Annotated in this window: 20 protein-coding genes; 12 read left to right on the top strand and 8 right to left on the bottom strand. The window is 67.9% G+C overall.

Annotated features, from left to right (window positions below):
* Positions 1-439, bottom strand: a 439-nt coding sequence (locus BLU74_RS19200; RefSeq protein ID WP_217635384.1) for a hypothetical protein, incomplete at its 3' end; no start/stop codon positions are given.
* Between the two features lie 265 nt (positions 440-704).
* On the opposite strand from BLU74_RS19200, the gene BLU74_RS14090 reads away from it, so the two are divergent.
* A complete protein-coding gene (locus BLU74_RS14090) occupies positions 705-1,103 on the top strand; it encodes an OsmC family protein (protein ID WP_089768425.1) in 399 nt (132 codons plus the stop codon).
* An 11-nt stretch (positions 1,104-1,114) separates the two neighbouring features.
* Here the strand turns inward: BLU74_RS14090 and BLU74_RS19030 are convergent, their stop codons facing one another.
* Genes BLU74_RS19030 through BLU74_RS14080 form a run of 3 tightly spaced genes read right to left on the bottom strand, consistent with a single transcriptional unit; the run spans position 1,115 to position 2,797 of the window.
* Positions 1,115-1,288 carry a hypothetical protein gene (locus tag BLU74_RS19030; protein ID WP_175454662.1) on the bottom strand — a complete coding sequence of 58 codons (174 nt, stop codon included), beginning with the start codon at positions 1,286-1,288 and terminating at the stop codon, positions 1,115-1,117.
* Positions 1,289-1,348: 60 nt separating this feature from the next.
* Positions 1,349-1,939 carry a DJ-1/PfpI family protein gene (locus BLU74_RS14085; RefSeq protein WP_089768423.1) on the bottom strand — a complete coding sequence of 197 codons (591 nt, stop codon included), beginning with the start codon at positions 1,937-1,939 and terminating at the stop codon, positions 1,349-1,351.
* A 51-nt stretch (positions 1,940-1,990) separates the two neighbouring features.
* Positions 1,991-2,797 (bottom strand): HAD-IIA family hydrolase, encoded by an 807-nt coding sequence (locus BLU74_RS14080; RefSeq protein WP_089768421.1) that lies wholly within the window; start codon positions 2,795-2,797, stop codon positions 1,991-1,993.
* Between the two features lie 136 nt (positions 2,798-2,933).
* Between BLU74_RS14080 and BLU74_RS14075 the strand changes: the two genes are divergently transcribed.
* On the top strand, positions 2,934-3,725 hold the full coding sequence (locus BLU74_RS14075) for a GTP cyclohydrolase III (protein WP_089768419.1): 792 nt from the start codon (positions 2,934-2,936) through the stop codon (positions 3,723-3,725).
* A gap of 111 nt (positions 3,726-3,836) precedes the next feature.
* Positions 3,837-4,373: a DNA starvation/stationary phase protection protein DpsA gene (gene dpsA, locus BLU74_RS14070; RefSeq protein ID WP_089768417.1), complete on the top strand. Its 537-nt coding sequence runs from the start codon at positions 3,837-3,839 to the stop codon at positions 4,371-4,373.
* A 49-nt stretch (positions 4,374-4,422) separates the two neighbouring features.
* Here dpsA and BLU74_RS19025 read toward each other — a convergent pair whose 3' ends face one another.
* Entirely contained in the window at positions 4,423-4,593 is a 171-nt protein-coding gene (locus tag BLU74_RS19025; RefSeq protein WP_175454655.1) for a hypothetical protein, read from the bottom strand.
* Positions 4,594-4,705: 112 nt separating this feature from the next.
* On the opposite strand from BLU74_RS19025, the gene BLU74_RS14065 reads away from it, so the two are divergent.
* The 3 genes from BLU74_RS14065 to BLU74_RS14055 all read left to right on the top strand — a co-directional run bounded on the left by BLU74_RS14065 (position 4,706) and on the right by BLU74_RS14055 (position 7,873).
* Entirely contained in the window at positions 4,706-5,791 is a 1,086-nt protein-coding gene (locus tag BLU74_RS14065; RefSeq protein ID WP_089768415.1) for an NADH:flavin oxidoreductase/NADH oxidase, read from the top strand.
* Between the two features lie 66 nt (positions 5,792-5,857).
* Entirely contained in the window at positions 5,858-6,772 is a 915-nt protein-coding gene (locus BLU74_RS14060) for an ABC transporter substrate-binding protein (protein WP_089768413.1), read from the top strand.
* Between the two features lie 57 nt (positions 6,773-6,829).
* The gene (locus tag BLU74_RS14055; protein ID WP_175454661.1) at positions 6,830-7,873 is read left to right on the top strand and encodes a DUF7547 family protein; all 1,044 of its coding nucleotides are present in this window, start codon (positions 6,830-6,832) and stop codon (positions 7,871-7,873) included.
* Between the two features lie 13 nt (positions 7,874-7,886).
* Here BLU74_RS14055 and BLU74_RS14050 read toward each other — a convergent pair whose 3' ends face one another.
* The gene (locus BLU74_RS14050; RefSeq protein ID WP_089768411.1) at positions 7,887-9,308 is read right to left on the bottom strand and encodes a PQQ-dependent sugar dehydrogenase; all 1,422 of its coding nucleotides are present in this window, start codon (positions 9,306-9,308) and stop codon (positions 7,887-7,889) included.
* A gap of 87 nt (positions 9,309-9,395) precedes the next feature.
* Here BLU74_RS14050 and BLU74_RS14045 point away from each other — a divergent pair, with 87 nt between their 5' ends.
* The 6 genes from BLU74_RS14045 to BLU74_RS14020 all read left to right on the top strand — a co-directional run bounded on the left by BLU74_RS14045 (position 9,396) and on the right by BLU74_RS14020 (position 16,675).
* Positions 9,396-10,343 carry an ABC transporter ATP-binding protein gene (locus BLU74_RS14045; RefSeq protein WP_089768409.1) on the top strand — a complete coding sequence of 316 codons (948 nt, stop codon included), beginning with the start codon at positions 9,396-9,398 and terminating at the stop codon, positions 10,341-10,343.
* Positions 10,340-11,101, top strand: a complete 762-nt coding sequence (locus BLU74_RS14040) for an ABC transporter permease (protein ID WP_089768408.1) — start codon at positions 10,340-10,342, stop codon at positions 11,099-11,101. Before BLU74_RS14045 ends, BLU74_RS14040 begins: the two co-directional genes overlap by 4 nt.
* Before the next feature lie 97 nt (positions 11,102-11,198).
* On the top strand, positions 11,199-11,858 hold the full coding sequence (locus BLU74_RS14035) for a bifunctional 4-hydroxy-2-oxoglutarate aldolase/2-dehydro-3-deoxy-phosphogluconate aldolase (protein WP_089768406.1): 660 nt from the start codon (positions 11,199-11,201) through the stop codon (positions 11,856-11,858).
* A 69-nt stretch (positions 11,859-11,927) separates the two neighbouring features.
* Positions 11,928-12,392: an Lrp/AsnC family transcriptional regulator gene (locus tag BLU74_RS14030; protein WP_089768404.1), complete on the top strand. Its 465-nt coding sequence runs from the start codon at positions 11,928-11,930 to the stop codon at positions 12,390-12,392.
* A gap of 319 nt (positions 12,393-12,711) precedes the next feature.
* Positions 12,712-14,208, top strand: coding sequence for a proton-conducting transporter transmembrane domain-containing protein (locus BLU74_RS14025; RefSeq protein WP_089768402.1), 1,497 nt, complete (start codon positions 12,712-12,714; stop codon positions 14,206-14,208).
* Positions 14,198-16,675: a DUF2309 domain-containing protein gene (locus BLU74_RS14020; protein ID WP_089768399.1), complete on the top strand. Its 2,478-nt coding sequence runs from the start codon at positions 14,198-14,200 to the stop codon at positions 16,673-16,675. The genes BLU74_RS14025 and BLU74_RS14020 overlap by 11 nt, the downstream gene beginning before the upstream one ends.
* 61 nt (positions 16,676-16,736) lie before the next feature.
* Here BLU74_RS14020 and BLU74_RS14015 read toward each other — a convergent pair whose 3' ends face one another.
* Both BLU74_RS14015 and BLU74_RS14010 read right to left on the bottom strand, forming a co-directional pair.
* The gene (locus tag BLU74_RS14015) at positions 16,737-18,479 is read right to left on the bottom strand and encodes a PH domain-containing protein (RefSeq protein WP_089768397.1); all 1,743 of its coding nucleotides are present in this window, start codon (positions 18,477-18,479) and stop codon (positions 16,737-16,739) included.
* 1 nt (position 18,480) lies between these two features.
* On the bottom strand, positions 18,481-18,948 hold the full coding sequence (locus BLU74_RS14010) for a PH domain-containing protein (RefSeq protein WP_089768395.1): 468 nt from the start codon (positions 18,946-18,948) through the stop codon (positions 18,481-18,483).
* Position 18,949: the final 1 nt, after the last annotated feature.

Below are 18,949 nucleotides of genomic sequence, written 5' to 3'. Positions count from 1 at the left end.
GGTCCCCGCCCCGGTGCGCCGGCAGAGCCCTTTCCGGCCCCGCGGTCTGTTCCACGCGCTTCGTCTGGTGGACCCTCACCGTTGCCGCCGGCTTGGCTTTGCTCACTGCCCCCTCCCGGCGGATTGGCATTTTCCCCCGATGAGCCTCCCCGCTGTTCAGGTGATTGCCCTTGGTCCTGTCCTTGTCCTTGCTTCTGCTCCTGTCCTTGTCCTTGCTCTTGTCCCTGTCCTTGCTTCTGCTCCTGTCCTTGTCCTTGCTCTTGTCCCTGTCCTTGCTTCTGCTCCTGTCCTTGTCCTTGCTCTTGTCCCTGTCCTTGCTCTTGTCCCTTGTCCGACGATTCGCTGCCGTTCTGCGCTTGCGATCGTGCCGTGGGCGCTTGGAGACCTGACGTAACCGACGAACCGAACGTGGATTCCAGGGCCGCAACAGCCGACTCATCGCCCCCCACCTGCGCCGTATCCGACTGGTGTGCGACGACGGACAGCGACGTGGCCCCGGCGAGTAGCCCGATGGCTACGACGACTATCGCCACCACTTCCCACCCGCCGAATATGCTCCCCCTGTCCCCTCGCATAATTCAATAGCCCAATAACTAAGAAAATATATAAATTCTTCCTCTGATTATCGAAATAAATAATTCTAGTGTGCCGAACCTGCCCGGGGTGAGCAACCTTTAGGGCGACAGCGGTCGTCTTACGGATGTATGAGCGACATCCAAACGTCAACCGTCAGCGAGGAAGGGTACGCGAGCACGAGCCAGGTCGGCGACTTCGAACTCACGATCGACGCGACCGACGAGCAGGGACCGAATCCGAACGCCACACTCGTGGCGGACTACGCGTCCTGTTTCCTCCCGGCCGTTCGTGTGGGCGCACAACAGCGCGGACACGACGACCTCGGGACGGTCCAGATCGACGCCGACGCGGATCTGGACGCGGACGACGACCTCGAAGCGATCCGTTTCGAACTCTACGTGGAGGCCGACCTCTCGGACGAGGAACTCGCAGAAATCGTCGATCGCGCGGAGGACATCTGTCACGTCCACAGCGCGCTCCGTGAAGAACTTCGCGCGGCAATCACCGCCCACGGCGACGCGTTCTGAGGCGGCCCCACTCAGCGCCGGTGGTACGCTCGGTAACTCATCGCCTCCCCGTCGGCGATGACCACGTCTCGGCCCTCGGGATCCGGGACGTCGGTTTCTTCGACTTCGTCGTGTGAGACGTACGGACCCGCGGGTTCTGAGACGTCCTTTGCGTACACGTATGGGCTGTTTGGCTGGTGGTCCATACAGGGTGTCACGCGACGATCGTATAAAAAGGTTTGTCAGACGTTACCACATACCGCAACTCAGTCGTCTGCGACTGCCGGTTCGCCGGCTTCGATCTCCGTCCCGAGGAGATCGAGGAACGCCGCGAGCCACTCGGGGTGATCAGGCCAGGCTTGCCCGGTCACGAGGTTGTCGTCGACGGTCACGCCATCGACCCACGAGCACCCCGCGGCCTCGACCTCCGGCCGGACCGCGGGATAGGCCGTCATCTCGTAGCCGTCGAGGACGCCCGCCGCCGCGAGGATCTGCGGCCCGTGACAGAGCGCCGCGACTGGCTTGTCTGCCTCGAAGAAGTGTCGGACGGCCGCTAACACCTCGTCGTAGGTGCGGAGATACTCCGGCGCACGCCCACCGGGGACGACGAGCGCGTCGTAATCGGCGGGGTCGACGTCTGCGAACGTCGCGGTGACCTCGAAGTTGTGGCCGCGCTCTTCGAGGTACGTCTGGTCGCCGCGAAAGTCGTGGATCGCGGTCTTGACCGTTTCGCCCGCCTCTTTCTCCGGACAGACGGCGTCGACGTCGTGGCCGACCATCTCGAGCGCCTGGTACGGTACCATCGTCTCGTAGTCCTCACCGAAGTCGCCGACGATCATCAGGATCTCTTTGCCCATAGCGTCCGCTGATAGGCACGCCAGAATGTTATACTTATTGACTATTTATCGTTATGTATCGCTCAGGAGCGGGGGCAACTCCGCGAGCGAGTCAAGCACGTAGTCCGGTTTGATCGCCGACGCCGCGAGGTCGTCGTCGTCGGTGACGCCGGTCCGGACCAGCGCTGTCGTCATCCCCGCCTGGGCTCCGAGAGCGATGTCGGTATCGAGGCGGTCGCCCACGACGAGGACGTCCTCCGGCGGAAGGTCCAAGCGGTCCAGTGCCATCGCTCGCGCGGTCTCGCTGGGCTTTCCGAGGATGGCCGACGGGGCGCGACCCGCGACGTTCGCGATGGCATCGATGACCGCACCTGATCCGGGGACGTCGCCCTCCGGCGCCGGGATGACGACGTCGGGATCGGTCCCGAGGAACGCGACCTGCTCCTTGCTGAGAAGCCACAGACAGGCCCGCAGCATCTCGTAATCGAACTCGCGGTCGAGCGACGCGACGAGCGTGTCGGGCGTCTGTTCGAGTTCGCCGCTCGAATCCACCCGCTCGACCGACAGCCCCACCGCCGAGAGGAGGTCGACGAGTCCCGGTTCCCCGACCACCGCGATCCGGTCGTCGGCGTGGTACTCCGAGAGGTACGCCGCAGTCAGCGTCCCGGCGGTGAGCACTTCGTCGGCCTCGACGTGGATCCCCGCGCGCTCCAGGCGGGCCTCGTACGCCTCTGGCGGCTTCGTCGGGTTGTTCGAGACGAAGAGCCGACGGATCCCGGCGGTTTCGACGGCGTCGATACCGGCCTGCGCCCCGGCAATCGGCTCGTCGCCCCGCACGACTGTTCCGTCCACGTCGAAGATGACACCGCGCACGTCCATCACCATCGCTAGATGCGACGCCGTGTTCAACGTAGCGGCCGCACCGGCCCGTGCTGCCGTACACCGTCTCAGAAATGGGATGCAAAACTGATCTGATACGGAAAGAGGCATATAGGGCACGTCCCAGAGTCCGAATGTGACGAACGCCCAGCTCACTCTCATTCAGATCGATAACTACGGACCGTGGACCGTCACGCCGAATCCGCGGCGTGAGATGGACCTCCAGACGATGCAGTCGCGGCTCTTCGCCGACCTCGCGCAGTTCATCGGCGGCCGCGGAGGATACGTCTTCTTCACTCGCTTCGACAATATGGTCGCGATCACGAACGGTCTCGACCGAACGGATCACGACCTGCTTCAGGAGACGATCGGGAACCGCTATCCGGTCACGATCAGTCTCGGCACCGGGACCGACCCCTCGCCGATCGTGGCGCTCGAATCGGCCACAGCGGGGCTGCAGGAAGCCGGCTCCGCCCAGGACGGCGACCGCCGAGAGGTCCGCTTCGGTGAGTACCTCGCAGAAGAACAGCGGACGCCCGAGGACGTCCAGATCGCCCACTTCGACGTCAACGACGCCACCGGCAAGTACACCGACCAACTCAACGAGTTCGACTCGTTCATCCAGATCGAACAGGGCTACGCGACGCTGATGCGGTACCTCCGCGAGGAGCACGGCGGCCTGTCCTTCTTCGTCGGCGGCGACAACATCATCTCGATCTGTCCCGGGATGACCGAAGCCGACTACCGCGAGTCGATCTCGCACGTCGAGGCCACCGCGGGCGTCGAACTCAAGGTCGGCGTCGGCATCGACAAGACGCCCCACGGGGCAGGAATGGAAGCCAAACACGCCCTCGAAACGTGCCGCCACGACGGGACGGTCGTCGAACTGGGAACGCACCAGGACGACGTCGAAGTCGCGACTGACTGAGCGTCGGCCGCCGACCCGATCGGGTGACAATTCGCCGAGCGGGTTTTTGTTTTGGAAAAATATTTTTTCGCGAAAAGAACTAAGTTGTTGGCGACCCCATATACAACCGTAATGAGTACCCAACAGACCGTCCGACAGCGGGCCGACGAAGTCGAAGGAAGCGACGCGCTCCGGATCGACGCAGACAAAGCGAGCCAGCTCGTCGACGCGCTGAACACCGACCTCGCCTCGACGTACGTCCTCTATCACCAGTTGAAGAAGCACCACTGGAACGTCGAGGGCGCAGAGTTCCGCGACCTCCATCTCTTCCTCGGCGACGCCGCCGAGGAGGCCGAAGCGTTCGCCGACGAACTCGCCGAGCGCGCCCAGGCACTCGGTGGCGTCCCGGTCGCTGGGATGGACGCACTGACCGAGCAGGCGACGGTCGAGGCCGAAGACGAAGACGTCTACGACATCCGCACGTCGCTCGAGAACGATATGGAAATGTACGGCGACATCATCGAATCGCTCCGCGACCACATCGAACTCGCTCAGAACCTCGGCGACCCCACGACCGCTCATATGCTCCGCGAGAACCTCATCGAGGTTGAGGAGGCGGCGCACCACATCGAGCACTACCTCGAAGACGACACGCTCGTCAGCGAGTAATACCGACCGCATCTCTTCTTGACCGGTCCGGGCGGTTCGGGACGCCGCTTCAGCGCTCGATGGTGACCGCGGCGTCCGCGTCGAGCGCGATCCACCCGTCGCTGTTGTCGGCCTCGGTGAAGACGACCCTGTCGGGCGAGGACTGGTGTGCGGAGATCTGTTCGTGAGCGGTGCCCGTCTCTCCGTCGGTCGCGCGCGGGTCGGCGTCGCTGTGTTCCATCATCAGCAAGTGACGTGCAGGCGTGTATAATGTTTTTGGTCGGCCTAAACAATCGCCGCCTCGTCGGGACGAGTGCAGACAGTATTAGTCCGTCCAGTTCGACCGATCCGGTGTGACTGACTCACTCTTCACGCCGCTTTCGCTCCGGGACACGACGATTCCGAACCGAATTATGATGTCGCCGATGTGTCAGTACTCCGCGCCCGAGGGGTTCGCGACCGACTGGCACCACGTGCACTTGAGTAGCCGCGCCGTCGGCGGTGCGGGCGTCGTGATGTCCGAAGCGACGGCCGTCTCGCCCACGGGGCGAATCACCCCGCAAGACCTCGGCATCTGGTCGGACGATCACGCCAACGCGCTCCGGGACACTGTCGGGTTCATCCGCGAGCGCGGTAGCGTCCCTGGGATCCAGTTGGCGCACGCCGGGCGGAAGGCGAGCACCCGCCCGCCCTGGGACGGCGGCGGCCCGATCGCGCCCGATGCGGGCGGTTGGGAGACGCTCGCACCGAGTGCGAACCCCTACCCACACGAGGACGGCGACGTCCCGACGCAGGCGATGGACCACTCCGACATCGATCGGGTGATCGAGCAGTTCCGCCTCGCCGCCGAGCGCGCACGCGACATCGGCTTCCAGGTCGCAGAGGTACACGCAGCGCACGGCTACCTGCTCCACGAGTTCCTCTCGCCGGTCACCAACGACCGCGACGACGCGTACGGCGGGACCTTCGAGAACCGCGCGCGACTCGTCCGCGAGGTGACCGAGGCGGTCCGATCGGTGTGGCCCGAGGAGGCCCCGGTCTTCGTCCGAATCTCGGCGAGTGATTGGCTCCCGGACCGCGACTCGTGGACCGTCGAGGACTCGGCCCGCCTCGCCCCGCTCTTGGCCGACGCCGGCGCAGATCTGATCGACGTCAGTTCGGCCGGTATCCACCCGGATCAACAACTCCCCTCGACCGGCCCGGGCTATCAGGTCCCCTACGCCGAGCGCGTCGGTGACGCCACGGAGATCCGTGTCGGTGCCGTCGGCGGGATTACGACGCCCCAGCAGGCCGATCAGCTGATCCGGAACGACCGGGCCGACCTCGCGATCGTCGGCCGCGAGCACCTCCGAAACCCCTACTTCGCGCTGGAGGCCGCCCACGAACTCGGCGTCGATATCGAGTGGCCGAAGCAGTACGACCGCGGCCGGTTCCGGTAATCGACCGCCGATCGAGCGTCCGTTCCTCACCCCCGAATTTATTCTCACAGGGGCCGACTCGCCGATATGCGCGCCGTCTCCCTGCTCCCCTCCGCGACCGAGATCCTGTCGGCCGTCGGCGTCGACCCCGTCGGGATCTCACACAGCTGCGATCACCCGCCCGATGTCACCGATCGCCCCCGCGTCACGAGTACCATCATCGACCACGAGGGGCGATCGAGCCGCGAGATCGACGAGCAGATGCAGTCCGTCGACGGCGCGGTGTACGACATCGACGCGGATCGGCTCGAAGCCCTCGACCCCGACATCATCGTCACACAGGCCACCTGCGACGTCTGCGCGGTCGAGTCCTCGGCAGTCTTCGAGACGGTCGCCGCTCGGGACCTCGACGCGACGGTGCTCACCCTGGATCCACACTCCTTCGAGGAGGTGCTCGCCGACGTCCGTCGCGTCGGCGACGCCGTCGACCGAGTCGAGAACGCCGAGCAACTGCTCGAGGCGGCCCGAGACCGCATCGAACGGGTTCGATCACGTGCCGAAGATGCCGATCGCCCACGGACCGCGGTGCTCGACTGGACGGACCCGCCGATCAGGGCCGGTCACTGGGTCCGCGATCTCGTCGGGATCGCCGGCGGCGACGCGTCGTTCCAGCCCGACGGTCCGTCGGAGCCGGTCCGCTGGTCGGACCTCCGCGCGTACGACCCCGAGCGGCTGGTGGTCGCACCCTGCGGGTTCGGGCCGGACCGGGCGGCCGAGGCCGTCGCCGAGTTGGCCGCACGGCCGGGGTGGGCGGATCTCAGCGCGGTCCGCAGCGGCCACGTCTACGCCGCCGACGGCAATGCGCTCTTCAATCGTCCGGGCCCCCGCCTCGTTGCGTCTCTCGAAGTGCTGGCGGACTGTCTCCATCCCGACCACGACCACGCTGTCGAGGGTGCCTGGCGACGCCGCGTCGAGCACCCGACCGAGACGACGGTGTCGTGACCGAATCGATCGCGACCTGCACGGACACTTTTTGCCGCTGCACGCCCAAGCAGTGATATGGCTGCTCCCGACCCGGACGACCTCGCTGACGAGGACCTCCGCGGCCTCGTCGAGGACCTCGACCGGACGCTCTCGACCCTCCGCGACGAACTGGAACGACGGGACGACACGGCGTCGCCGGCGCAGCGAACCGGTTCGGGGCGTCGCCGTCAGCGTGGCCTGCGTCCGCCCTCACCCTCGGAGCTGTTTCGCTTCACCGAACAGCACACGATTCCGACGCTCATCTCGACACTCGAGGCGACGATCCGCTCGTTGGAACTCCTCCGCAGCGTCCTGCGACTCGTCGACCCGGAGCGATCGGCGCTCGACTCACGGGACGCTCGCGACCCCGGCGCGTCGTCGACCGCCCGCCTGAGTGACGGTGTTGCCGACCTCGGCCGCGGGGCCGCGTCCGGCGTCGAACGCGCCCTCTCCGAACTGCAGCGCGCGCTCTCGGAGTCTGATCTCCCCGACGACGAGCCCTCCCGCGAGTTACTCGAAGACGCCCGGCAACTCTCCGAGGAGGTCTCGGCCCGCCTTTCGGCGTCGGGCGAGCGGGGAGACGCGTACGCGGCACGCGGCGCGTCCGGACGTGAGCACCGGGAGACCGACGTGGCGGAACGAACTGATTCGGACGGACGAGCCGACACGGACCGACGTACGACCCACACGACAGAGGCGGTCGAAATCGACGTCACCGGGCCGCAGACGGACCCGGGTGCGGACGCCAGCAACGGAGACGACGAACACCACTCCGCGGAGGGGAAAGCGACTCCCGAAGTCGACGTCGAGGCGGAACTGGAATCGATCAAAGACGAGGTGGCAGGCGGCACCGGTCGCGTGGACCCCACAGCGGACAGCGACGAGGATGCCGACGGCGAGACGGACAGCGCCGACCACGAAACCGGGGACGCCGACAGCCATCCAGCGGACGCCGACAGCCACGCCACGGACGCGGACAGCCATCCAGCGGACGCCGACAGCACGAGCGACGACGGAGAAAGCGACACCGAAGACGCCGAGAATCCCGCCGACAGTTCGGATACCGCCGATTCCACATAGCGGCGCGTCGACGTCAGGGCGCCACGAGTCGGAGGAGACGACCCGACTCGCCGTCGCCGCCGCTCTGGTCTGTCGACAGCGCGTAGAGGTCTCCGGCCTGATCGCGGCCGAATCCCAGCACGTACTGGCCTAATTCGGTGTCGCCGCTGACCGGGACGGTCGCGATCTCCCAGGGCGGCGTAGTACCGGGATCGACCGCGAACAGCCGGCCGCGAGCCACGTAGTCCGCGAAGACGTAGGCGCCGCGGAGCTCCGAGACCGCGTCCCCGGTCGCGACGTGGCCGCCGATGATCGAGATCCCGGCGACCTCGCCGCCCTCGTGGGGGTACTCCGCCACCGGATCGACGAACGGTTCGCCGTCGGGCGTCGTCGTCGGGCAGTCCGCACGCCGGAAGCAGTGGGCTCCCTCGCGAACGTTCCAGCCGTAGTTGCCTCCGGATTCGAGCAGATTCACCTCCTCCCAGGCGTTCTGGCCGACGTCCGCGACGTAGCAGTCCGTCCCGTGAAACGAGAGCCGCCAGGGGTTCCGGAAGCCCCAGGCGTACTGCTCGGCGGGTCCCTCGCGCCCGACGAGCGGGTTCGAGTCGGGGATCGCGTAGGGCTTCTCGCCGTCGCTCCCGTCGACACCACCGCGGCCGTCGACGTCGATCCGGAGGACGCTCCCGAGCAGATTGTCCGTGACGTTCTGGCCGTTGCCACCGTCGACGGCGTCGTACCAGTCCTCGGCGTGACCCTGTCCGACGTCGTTGGCTCCGCCACCGTCGCCGAAGGGCACGTAGAGGGAGCCCTCCGGGCCGAACGCGACCGCGCCAGCGTCGTGGTTCCCCTGTGGTTGCGGCACTTCCAACAGCGTGCGCTCCTGCGCGTCCTCGGCGACCCGTGCGGCCGGGTCGACAGTGAATTCCGCGAGCACGGACGTGTGACTGTACCCGTCGGGCGTCCCCTCCCGCGACGGTGCGCTGTAGCGAACGTACAGCCGGCCGTTACTCGCGAATGACGGGTGTGCGGCGACGCCGAGCAGGCCGCGCTCGCTCCCGAGGACGATCCGGTCGGTGAGGTCCAGAAACGGCGTCTCCCGACGGCCGTCGTCGGTGACGTCCCAGATCCGTCCGTCGCGGTCGACGACGAACCGTCGGTCCGTGTCCTCTGGGGCGACGAAGTCCAGCGGGGCCGAGAACCCCGACGCGACGGTCTCGAGCGCGACGCGCGCCCCGTCGAGCGCCGGACTGGGGCCGCCACTCTCGGTGGGCGTCGGGACTCGCGTGCTCTGGGTGTCGCCACTGTCCGACCCGTCTGTCGTCCCGTACGCGCTGGCCGTCTCTCCGGCGTCGCCGTCCTCACCGGCCGGGTCCTCGGAGGCGCTACAGCCCGCCACCGACCCGAGCGCGGCGAGGCCACTGACCCGAAGGAACCGCCGTCGTCGCAGACGCTTCATACCGATTGCTTGGTTCCGAGACACAAGTATCGTCCCCCGTCGATCGAATCCGAACGCCTTAGGACCGGAGGCCTCCGAGCCGTAGGTATGACAGCCGCACTCGTCGCCGAGGGCGTGACCAAATCCTACGGTGACGTGACGGCGCTCGACGGCGTCTCGCTCTCCGTCGACGCCGGCGAGGTGTTCGGCCTCGTCGGGCCGAACGGTGCCGGCAAGACGACGCTCGTCCGCGCACTCACCGGGACGACGGCGGTGACAGGCGAGGTCTCGCTCTTGGGTCGGGAGCCGACGGCGGTCGACCCGTCGCGGATCGGCCTGCTGCCGCAGTCCTTCTCGCCCGCCGGTCGCCTCACGCCCCGGGAGTTGCTCGCGCAGTACGCCGGTCGGTACGATGCGGGCCGCGACCCAGCCGCGGTGCTCGCGGACGTGGGCATCGAGGGCGGCCCGGCCGAGCAGTGGTACGAGGAACTCTCCGGGGGGCAAAAGCGCCGCGTCTGCGTCGCGATCGCGCTCGTGAACGACCCCGACGTGCTCTTCCTCGACGAGCCGACGACCGGGATCGACCCGGCCGGTCGGCGAGCCCTGTGGGAACTGCTCGAGGAACTGGCCGCCGGCGGGACCACAGTCTTTCTCACCTCTCATTCGATGGCGGAGGTCGAGCGGCTCTCGGACCGCGTGGGCTTTCTCACCGAGGGCGATCTCGTCACCGTCGGCTCCCCGCGGGACCTCGTGGAGACCCACGGCGGCGCGTCCCGACTCCTCGTCGAGACCGACGCCACCCCTGCCGGCCTCACGGAGACGCTCTCGCACGCGGTTTCGACCCGCGGCGACCGGCTGGTTGTCGAAGACGTCGGCCCGCGGGAGATCGGCGATGTCGTCGACGCGCTCGACGCCGCGGGGCTCGCCTTCGAATCGCTGACGTGGAAACAACCGGACTTAGAGGACGTCTACCTCGAACTCACGGGTGACGCGTTCGAGGGATCGGCCGCGGTCACGGCGGCATCTCCGCCCGCGACGGCAGGTGAGGACCAGTGACCCGTCACGGTCGCCTCCGCGCGGAGTTCACGGCGGCCTGGCACGCATTCCTTCGCCGCCGGACTGCGGTGTTCTTCACGTTTTTCTTCCCCGCGATCATCGTCGTGATCTTCGGCGCGCTGATCCAGACCCAGCCGACCGGCGGCGGCATCTTCGCCGAGCCGAAGGGCTACTACGTCGCCGGCTACCTCGCCGTCGTCGTGTTGTTCACGCCACTATCGCGGGTCGGGAGCACAGTGGCGCGGCACCGGGCGGGGAGCCAGTTCGAGAAGCTGTCGACGACGCCACTCTCTCGCGCCGAGTGGCTCCTCGCGCAATCGCTCGTGAACGTCGTCGTCATCGGCGTCGCCGCGCTCCTCTTACTCGCGCTGTCGGTGCTCGTCACCGGAACCGCGCTGGCGCTGTCGCCCGCGACGCTCCTCGTGGTTCCGCTCGTCGCCGTCGGCGTCGTGCTCTTCTGTGGCCTGGGTGCGATCATCGGCCGTGTCGCCGACTCCCAGGACGGCGTCATTGCGGCGTCGAACGCCATCGCACTCCCGCTGCTGTTCCTCTCGGAGACGTTCGTCACGCCCGAACTCCTCCCCGCGTGGTTCCGCCCCGCGCTCGGTCTCTCGCCACTGACGTACGTCGCCCGCGGGATCCGCGCGGTCACGTACGCCGACGCGACGACCGTGGTGCTCCCGAATCTCGTGATCGCCGCAGTGCTGGCCGCCGCGTTCTTCGTCGCGGGCGCGTACGCGGTCCCACAGACGGACTGAGTGCACTGAGTGCAGCCTTCGCTGGGCTCGCGACCGCGCACGTCGCCACTGCGCGTCGCCTGCTTTTATCTTGTCTCCCCGACGACGGAGAGACGAGATGAGTATCCCAGATCCGAGTTCGGATTTCGATCGGCTGGTCGACAGCGGCGTCGTCGCGGTGATGCGCGGCGCAGACGCCGATACGGTCATCGAGGTCGCTCAGGCGCTTCACGACGGCGGCGTCACGGCCTACGAGATCACCGCCGACAACCCCGACGCGATGGCGCTCATCGAGGAGGTCGCTGCGTCGTTCTCGGCGGACGAGGCGATCGTCGGGGCCGGGACGGTTCTCGAGGGTGCGACCGCTCGGCGGGCGGTCGAACGCGGCGCCGAGTTCGTCGTCAGCCCCACCTTCGACGCGGACGTCGTCGAGACGTGCAACCGTTACGGGACGCTCGTCGCCCCCGGCGTGCTGACGCCGACCGAGGCGCTTGACGCCTACGAGGCCGGTGCCGACGTCGCGAAGGTGTTCCCCGCCTCGTCGATGGGGCCCGGACACCTCTCCAGCATCGCCGGCCCGCTGCCGCAGATCCCGCTGATGCCGACCGGCGGCATCGACGCCGACAACGTCGGCGACTACATCGAGGCCGGTGCGGCCGTCGTCGGCGCGGGCAGTGCGATTATGGATGCCGACGCGATCGCGGCGGGTGACTTCGAGGCCATTACCGACACCGCACGGGCGTTCACGCGCGAAATCGAACGGGCCCGGAGCGACTGAGAGGGCGGTTCGGAGAACACACAGCCAGGGAGCCGAAGTATCTTAGTTCGCCACTCGCGATAAGTGCGTATGAGTCAAGAGGACGTCGACGACGTCGATCGAGCGATTCTTCACGCGCTTCAGGAAGACGCCCGTAATATGTCCTCGGGGGACATCGCCGAGCGCACCGAGACCTCGGGGAGCACCGTCCGCAAGCGGATTCAACGGCTCGAATCCGACGGCGTCATCAAGGGCTACAGCGCCGAGATCGACTATCAGGCGTCCGGCTACCCGCTCCGGATGCTGCTGTTCTGCACCGCCTCGATCCCCGAGCGCGGCGAACTCATCCCCGGGATCTTAGCGATCGACGGCGTCGTCTCCGTACAGGAACTGGTCACGGGCGAACAGAACCTCCTCGTCACCGTCGTCGGGAAGGACGACGACGACATCACCCCCGTCGCGCAGGAGCTCTTGGAGATGGGATTGACCGTCGCCGACGAGGTCCTCGTCCGGAGCCACGAGACGACGCCGTTCGGGGAGTTCGGCACGGAATAAGGCCGCTCGCGTCAGCACGTCGGTGCCGTCGAGTCGGACGACTGCGGAGTGGTTCCTCGTTGCTCTCGATCGTCTCGTACCTTCCGGAAATTCCGCCCTGCACGCGCCGAGAGAGCCAACCGGATCGACCGAGTTCCGTGTGACCACGCCACACATCAAAGAACATAATGTTCTATAATACAAGATGAGAGAACGATCTGTTCAGATAAACAGATTTAATAGACGTTCTGTTCCATATTGGGGCAAGTTGGCCGCGCGCCGTTCGTTGCGTGTCTCATCTCTCGCTGCGAGGGGCGCTCGGCCGACCACGTATCAACGCATGACGGACGAGACACAGTCGACGACGGTGGGACCGGTACCGAGCGAGGTCACGGACGCGACGCCGTTCGCGCCGGCGGCGTTCACGCGACTCGTGTGGGCGCTGTTCGCCGCGAGTCTTGGCGTGCTCGGCGTGCGAGTCCTCGGCGGGGCCGACGCGCCGTGGCAGTTCTTCGGTGCCGTGACGGTCGACGGGCTGACCGCCCTGCTGTGGGTCGTCGTGACCTTCTTCAGCGGGATCGTCCACAGCTACTCGCGCCGGTATATGGCTGGCGACTCGGGGCTCGCCCGCTTTTTCACGCGCGTCTTCGGCTTCACCGTGGCCGTGATGCTGCTGGCCGCTGCCGACCACGCCGCGCTGTTCGTCGGCGGCTGGCTGGCTATGGGGCTCGTGATGGCCGACCTGATCGGTCACGTTCGCGGCTGGTCACAGGCGCAGGCGGCCGCCGGCCTCGCCCGCCGGTACTTCGTCGGCAGTAGCGCGCTGGTGGGCGGTGCGTTCGCCGTCCTGTGGTGGCAGACCGGAGCGACGACGGTCTCCGGCGTCGCCGCGGCGGCCGGGTCGCTGTCCGGCCCCGTGGTGTTCGTCGCTGCCGGCACGCTCGTCCTCGCGGCGGCGATCCAGTCCGCGCTCCTGCCGTTTCACACGTGGCTCCTCTCGTCGATGACGGCCCCGACTCCGGCGTCGGCACTGATGCACGCGGGGTTTGTCAACGCCGGCGGGATTCTCCTGCTCCGCGTCGCACCGGTCGTGACGATCGAACCGAGCGTGATGCTGGCGATCGTGACTCTGGGGACTGTCAGCGCGCTCGGGGGTAAACTACTGAAGTCCGTCCAGACCGACGTCAAGCGCCGGCTCGGCTGCTCGACGGTCGGACAGATGGGCTTTATGCTGATGCAGGCCGGCCTCGGATTCTTCGGTGCCGCGATCACGCACCTGGTCCTGCACGGCTTCTATAAGGCCTACAAGTTCCTCTCGACGGGCAGCCGCGTCGAGCGCACGGCTCCGTCGACAGCGGCGGACCGCGACTCACTCGGTGTCGTCGGGATCGCCGTCACAGCCGTCTCGGCCGTCGCCGGCGGCGCTGTGTTCGTGGTGATCACCGGAAAGGGAGGGGGACTCGACACCGGACTGCTGTTGACCCTGATCGTCGTCTTATCGACGACCCACGCGGCCCGGGCGACGCTGGGACAGGAGGCGCTCCCGGCCGCAGCCCGTCTGGCCGCGATCCCGCTGGTGCTGCTCCCGGCGATCGCCCTCTACGGCCTCGTCTACAACGCGATCACGACGGTTCTGCGCGGCGTCCCGCTCGTGACCGCGCCGACGGCACTGACGCCCGTTCACGCACTCGTCGCTGCCGCGTTCGTGATCGCCTACGTTGCGATCGACACTGGCGCGTATAAGCGGAGTCGCCGTCTCTACGTGGCGCTCCTGAACGCATCCCGTTCGCCGACGACAACGATGACGACCGCGACGGAGGACTACAATGAGTACTGAGACAGCCATCCGCGACAGCATCGAACAGGCATCGACGGCGGTGGGCCGGGTCTGGCCGCTCCACTCGTTCGTGACGGCCAACCCGCTCGCCGGGTTCGAGGACCGCCCATTCCACGAGGCGGTGGCACGAGGCGAGGCGCTGTTCGGGGCCGACGGCTACCCGCGCGCCGCGGTCTTCCGCCGGGCCGTGGCGGCGGGCCGGATCGATAGCGACGTCCTGCGCGAGGAACTGGATCGCCACGGATACGACGCCGACCCCCAGACGCTCTTAGACCGGATGGCGTCGGCGGATTCGGCCGACGACAGCGAGGGTCGCGACTCAGAACCGGCTTCCGAGCGCGTCGACCACGTCCTGACGAAGTGGTTGTCGGCGTTCCTCGACCAGGGTGCCGCGGAGTGGCCGATGCCGGACCGCTCGCAGGGATTCTACCGCGCGTTCCGTTCGGTCGCCCGGCACGACGGCGAAATCCCGAACGGAACAGTCGCCAACCTCCCCGAGGATCCGATCGACGCACTCGCCGCGCACCTGACCGAGCATCCGCAGGACCACTGGCCGTCGATTCTCGAACACCACCTGACCGCGCTCCCGGGCTGGACGGGGCTGCTCAAACAGCGCGTCGAGGACGGAGACGTCTGGCAGTCCGCGCACCCGATCACGCTCCCGGGCTACCTGGCCGTCCGACTGACGCTCGCAGACGCGTTCGGTGCGCCGATCGCACCGGCGGATACGAGCGGGCACGAGACGCCAGGCACCGGGGACGACGCTGCACCGACAGACGCCGCCCCGCCCGCCGAGGCCTTCCTGACCGCGTGGGAGGCGACGTACCGCGACGAACTGAGCGACGTCGTCGCGACGCGGAGCGCCTCGCTCACCGAGGAACGCGATGGCGACAGGCCGGACGCGCAACTGGTCTTCTGTATCGACACGCGGTCGGAAGTCATCCGTCGGCACATCGAGTCGACCGGAGACTACGAGACGCACGGCTACGCGGGCTTCTTCGGGATCCCGATGCGGTACGAGGGGTACGACGCGGCCACGAGAACGAACGCGTGCCCGCCGATCGTCGATCCCGAACACCGGATCGCGGACCGGCCGAGCGACGACCACGACCACCGCCACGCGGATCACGCGCGCTGGACGGCCGGGTTCGAGGCAGCCGAACACCTCATCGAGTCGCTCAAGTCGAACGCGGCGACCGCGTTCAGTTTTGTCGAGACCGCCGGGAGCGGCTACGGGGCCGCGCTCACCGCTCGGACCCTTCTCCCCGGTCGGGTTCACGACGCCATCGACGCGATCGACGAGCGGATCCCGAGCCCGATGGAGTTCTGCCGGCCGGTGCTCGATCCCGACGCGGGAGCGGACTCCGGCACCCCTGCCGCCGACGGCGGCCTCCCTGCGGGGCTGACCCACGAGGAGCGCGTCGAGTACGCCGCGACGGCCTTCGAGCTGATGGGCTGGGACGAGTTCGCGCGTGTGGTCGTGTTCGCGGGCCACGCGAGTGAGACCACGAACAACCCCCACGAATCGAGTCTCGATTGCGGTGCCTGCGCCGGGAGCCCCGGCGGCCCGAACGCCCGCGTGCTCGCGGCGATCTGCAACGACGAGGCGGTGCGGGCGGCGCTCGAAACGCGCGGAATCGAGATCCCCGACGACACCGTCTTCGTCGCCGGCGAACACAACACCACGACCGACGAGATCGAACTGTTCGACGATCCCGTCCCCGAGAGCCACGCTGGCGATCTCGACCAACTGCGGGGCGATCTCGCGGCGGCGGCCGAATCGGCGGCGGCCGAACGCGTGGCGTCGATGGGTGGGGACGCGTCGAACCCCGCCCGTGAGACCGAGCGCCGCGCCGCCGACTGGGCGGAGACCCGGCCCGAGTGGGGCCTCGCCGGCAACGCCGGCTTCGTCATCGGCCCCCGCGATCTCACTGCGGACGTCGACCTCGACGGCCGCGCGTTCCTGCACTCTTACGACTGGCGGACCGACGCCGAGGGCGACGCGCTCGAAGCGATCCTGACCGGGCCGATGGTCGTCACCCAGTGGATCAACACCCAGTACTACTTCGCGACCGTCGACACCGCCGCGTACGGGAGCGGATCGAAGGTCACGCACAACCCCGTCGGTAACGTCGGGGTCTACCAGGGCAACGGCGGCGATCTGATGCGTGGCCTCCCCCTCCAGTCCGTGAAGCAGGCCGACGACGAGCCCTACCACCAGCCGCTCCGGCTCTCGACGGTCATCCACGCGCCCGTCGAGCGCGTGACCGACATCCTCTCGGCTCACGCCAACCTCGTCGAACTGCTCGACAACGACTGGCTCTCGCTGACGGTCGTCGATCCCACTCGGGATCACGAGGCCTTCCACTACGAGGAGAACCTTTCCTGGACAGGGGACGCCGAATCCGAGCCATTGGCCGAAGCCGAACCCGCGACGGCACAGACCCCGGTCGCCGCCGACGACTGAGTCGTCTCGACCGCCGCCCGGACTCTCGGCCCCTTCGGCTCCGCCCCGATTGCCGCCCGAACTACCCGTTCTCTTCGATTCCGCTCTGACCGTCGCCCGGGCTCTCGGTCTCGTCGGTTCCACTCCGATTGCCGCCGGAACTCTCGGTCTCGTCGGTTTCGTCCGCACCCTCGGGGTCGGCCACCGGCTCACTGTCGGGTGACGTCGGTCCTCCGCGCTCGGTCGATCCGGCCCCCACGTGCTCGGTCACCGCGCCCGCGTCGACTTCTTCGGGTCCAGACGTCTCCGCGTGAGTTCCGTCCGCTTCGAGGCCGATCCCCGCGCGGCCGGCCCGATAGGCGTCGACCGCCTGGTCGAGTCGCGCGTCGAGTGCCGTCCTCAGTTCGTCCGCTCGCTCGCCGGTGATGTCGACTGCGGCAGCGTCCTGCCCGCCGAGCGAGAGCGACCCCGCCGTGTCGACGGTGACTGTGGCGAGATCGAGGCGGCGCTGGAAGACGTTCCGGGAGTCGATGACCGTCTGGATCCGGTAGTAGGGAACGATCTTCGTCTCCCGTCGCAAGACGCCGTTTCGCGTGACGACGTGCTGATCGCCCAGCCAGTGTCCACGGTGTCGCCACGTCGCGTGGGCGTACCAGACGGCGAGCGGCGCGAGCACCAGCGGCGGCCACCACGGAATCGACGGCGAGACGAGTGCCTGCGCCGCGTAGAGCCCGGCCGCAAGCGCACCGACGACGAACAGATAGCGGACCAGATAGCGTCGCCGCGCCCGCTTCGGCGGCCGCTCGAAGTCGACGTCGCCGACGGGTTCGAGTTCCTCGACGAGATCGAGGATGCGGTCGCGCTCGGCCAGCGGGATCGCCGCCTCCGAACCCCGGGACCGGCCGTCGCCGCCGCCGTAGCCCGCGGTCTCGATGTACAGCGTGGCGTAGCCGAACCGCCGCTTCAGTGGGTTGTCCCGGATCGTCAGCGTCTGGATCTTGTCGAACGGAATCGATCCGTCGTAACGCTGGAGCAACCCCCGCTCGTACTGGAGTTCCTCGCCCGAGCGCACCAGCCGAAAGTCGTAGTACTCCACGATCGACGCGGCCGCGCCGACGACCCACGAGGCGAGGGCGAGCAGGATCACGCCGGCGACCCCGAGTCCGACGACTGCCACGCCCCCTGCGCCGGTGAGGTACTGCGGGACGACGGTCGATCCGAGCGTGGAGACCGCGACGAACAGGAGCCCAGGCACGCGGAGATCGATAGAGAACGCGCCGAGCAGCGCGAGTTCGCCGCGATCGAGCGCGAACAGTTCGGTCGTCTCCGGCCCGGCGGGTGCACCGGCAGCGTCCGGTTCGGCGGTCGCGTCCTCGTCGCGCTTCAGTCGGCCGAGTTCACGCTGGAGACGTTTCGCCTCCTCGAACGAGACGAACCGGAGTTCGGCCTCGGTCTCGCCGCCCCCGGCGGTCTCGAAGGAGGCGACGGCGATCCCGAGGACGCGCTGGATCACGTTCCGGGAGATGTCGACGTTCTGGATCCGTCGCAGCGGGATCTCGCGGCTCCGCCGTGAGAGGACGCCGGAGTCGATATCGAGCGTGTCCGCGGTGAGTTCGTAGCTGAACCGACTGACGTACGCGACCTCGTAGCCGACGAGTGCGGTCGCCGCGACCACTCCGAGGCCCACGACGACGAACGGTCCGGCGGCCCCGACGACCGGGAGATCGAAGCCGCCGCCGAGCGCGAACAGGAGCGCGATCGCGATGCCGCTGCCCCGCTGGAAGACGCGGTACGGCACCGACAGCGGCGAGAGGCTCCGGACCATCTCAGACGGCGTCTTCGCCCTCCGAGCGGATCGCCAGCCCCTTGAGCCGCTCGCGCAGGCCGTCGGCGTCCTCCAGCGCGAGCCCCGGGACCGACACGTCGGCCCCCCGTGAGCCCGCGGTGTAGACGACAGTACTGGCGAGACCGACGAGTCGCTCCGTCGGCGAGCGCGACGTGTCGACGTGCTGGACACGGACGAACGGCACGACGGTCCTGACGCGGGTGAAGACGCCGCGTTCCAGATACAGCGAGTCCTCACGGACCTCGTAGCGCCAGACCCGATAGCGGAGGAGCGAGGTCACGACGCCGACGACGGCCAGGAAGGCGAAGACGGCTGCGGGCGTCCAGCCGGGGAGCCACGGCGGTGCGACGGCGAACTGGACGCCGCCGGCGACGCCGCCGAGCACCGCGGCGGTGAGCACGGCGCGGGCGACCCACAACAGCCGAACGCGGGGATGCAGGCGGTTCATT

The sequence above is a fragment of the Halobellus clavatus genome (genome assembly GCF_900107195.1).
GTDB classification, from domain to species: domain Archaea; phylum Halobacteriota; class Halobacteria; order Halobacteriales; family Haloferacaceae; genus Haloquadratum; species Haloquadratum clavatum.
This window is presented reverse-complemented; position numbering and strand designations above follow the sequence as displayed.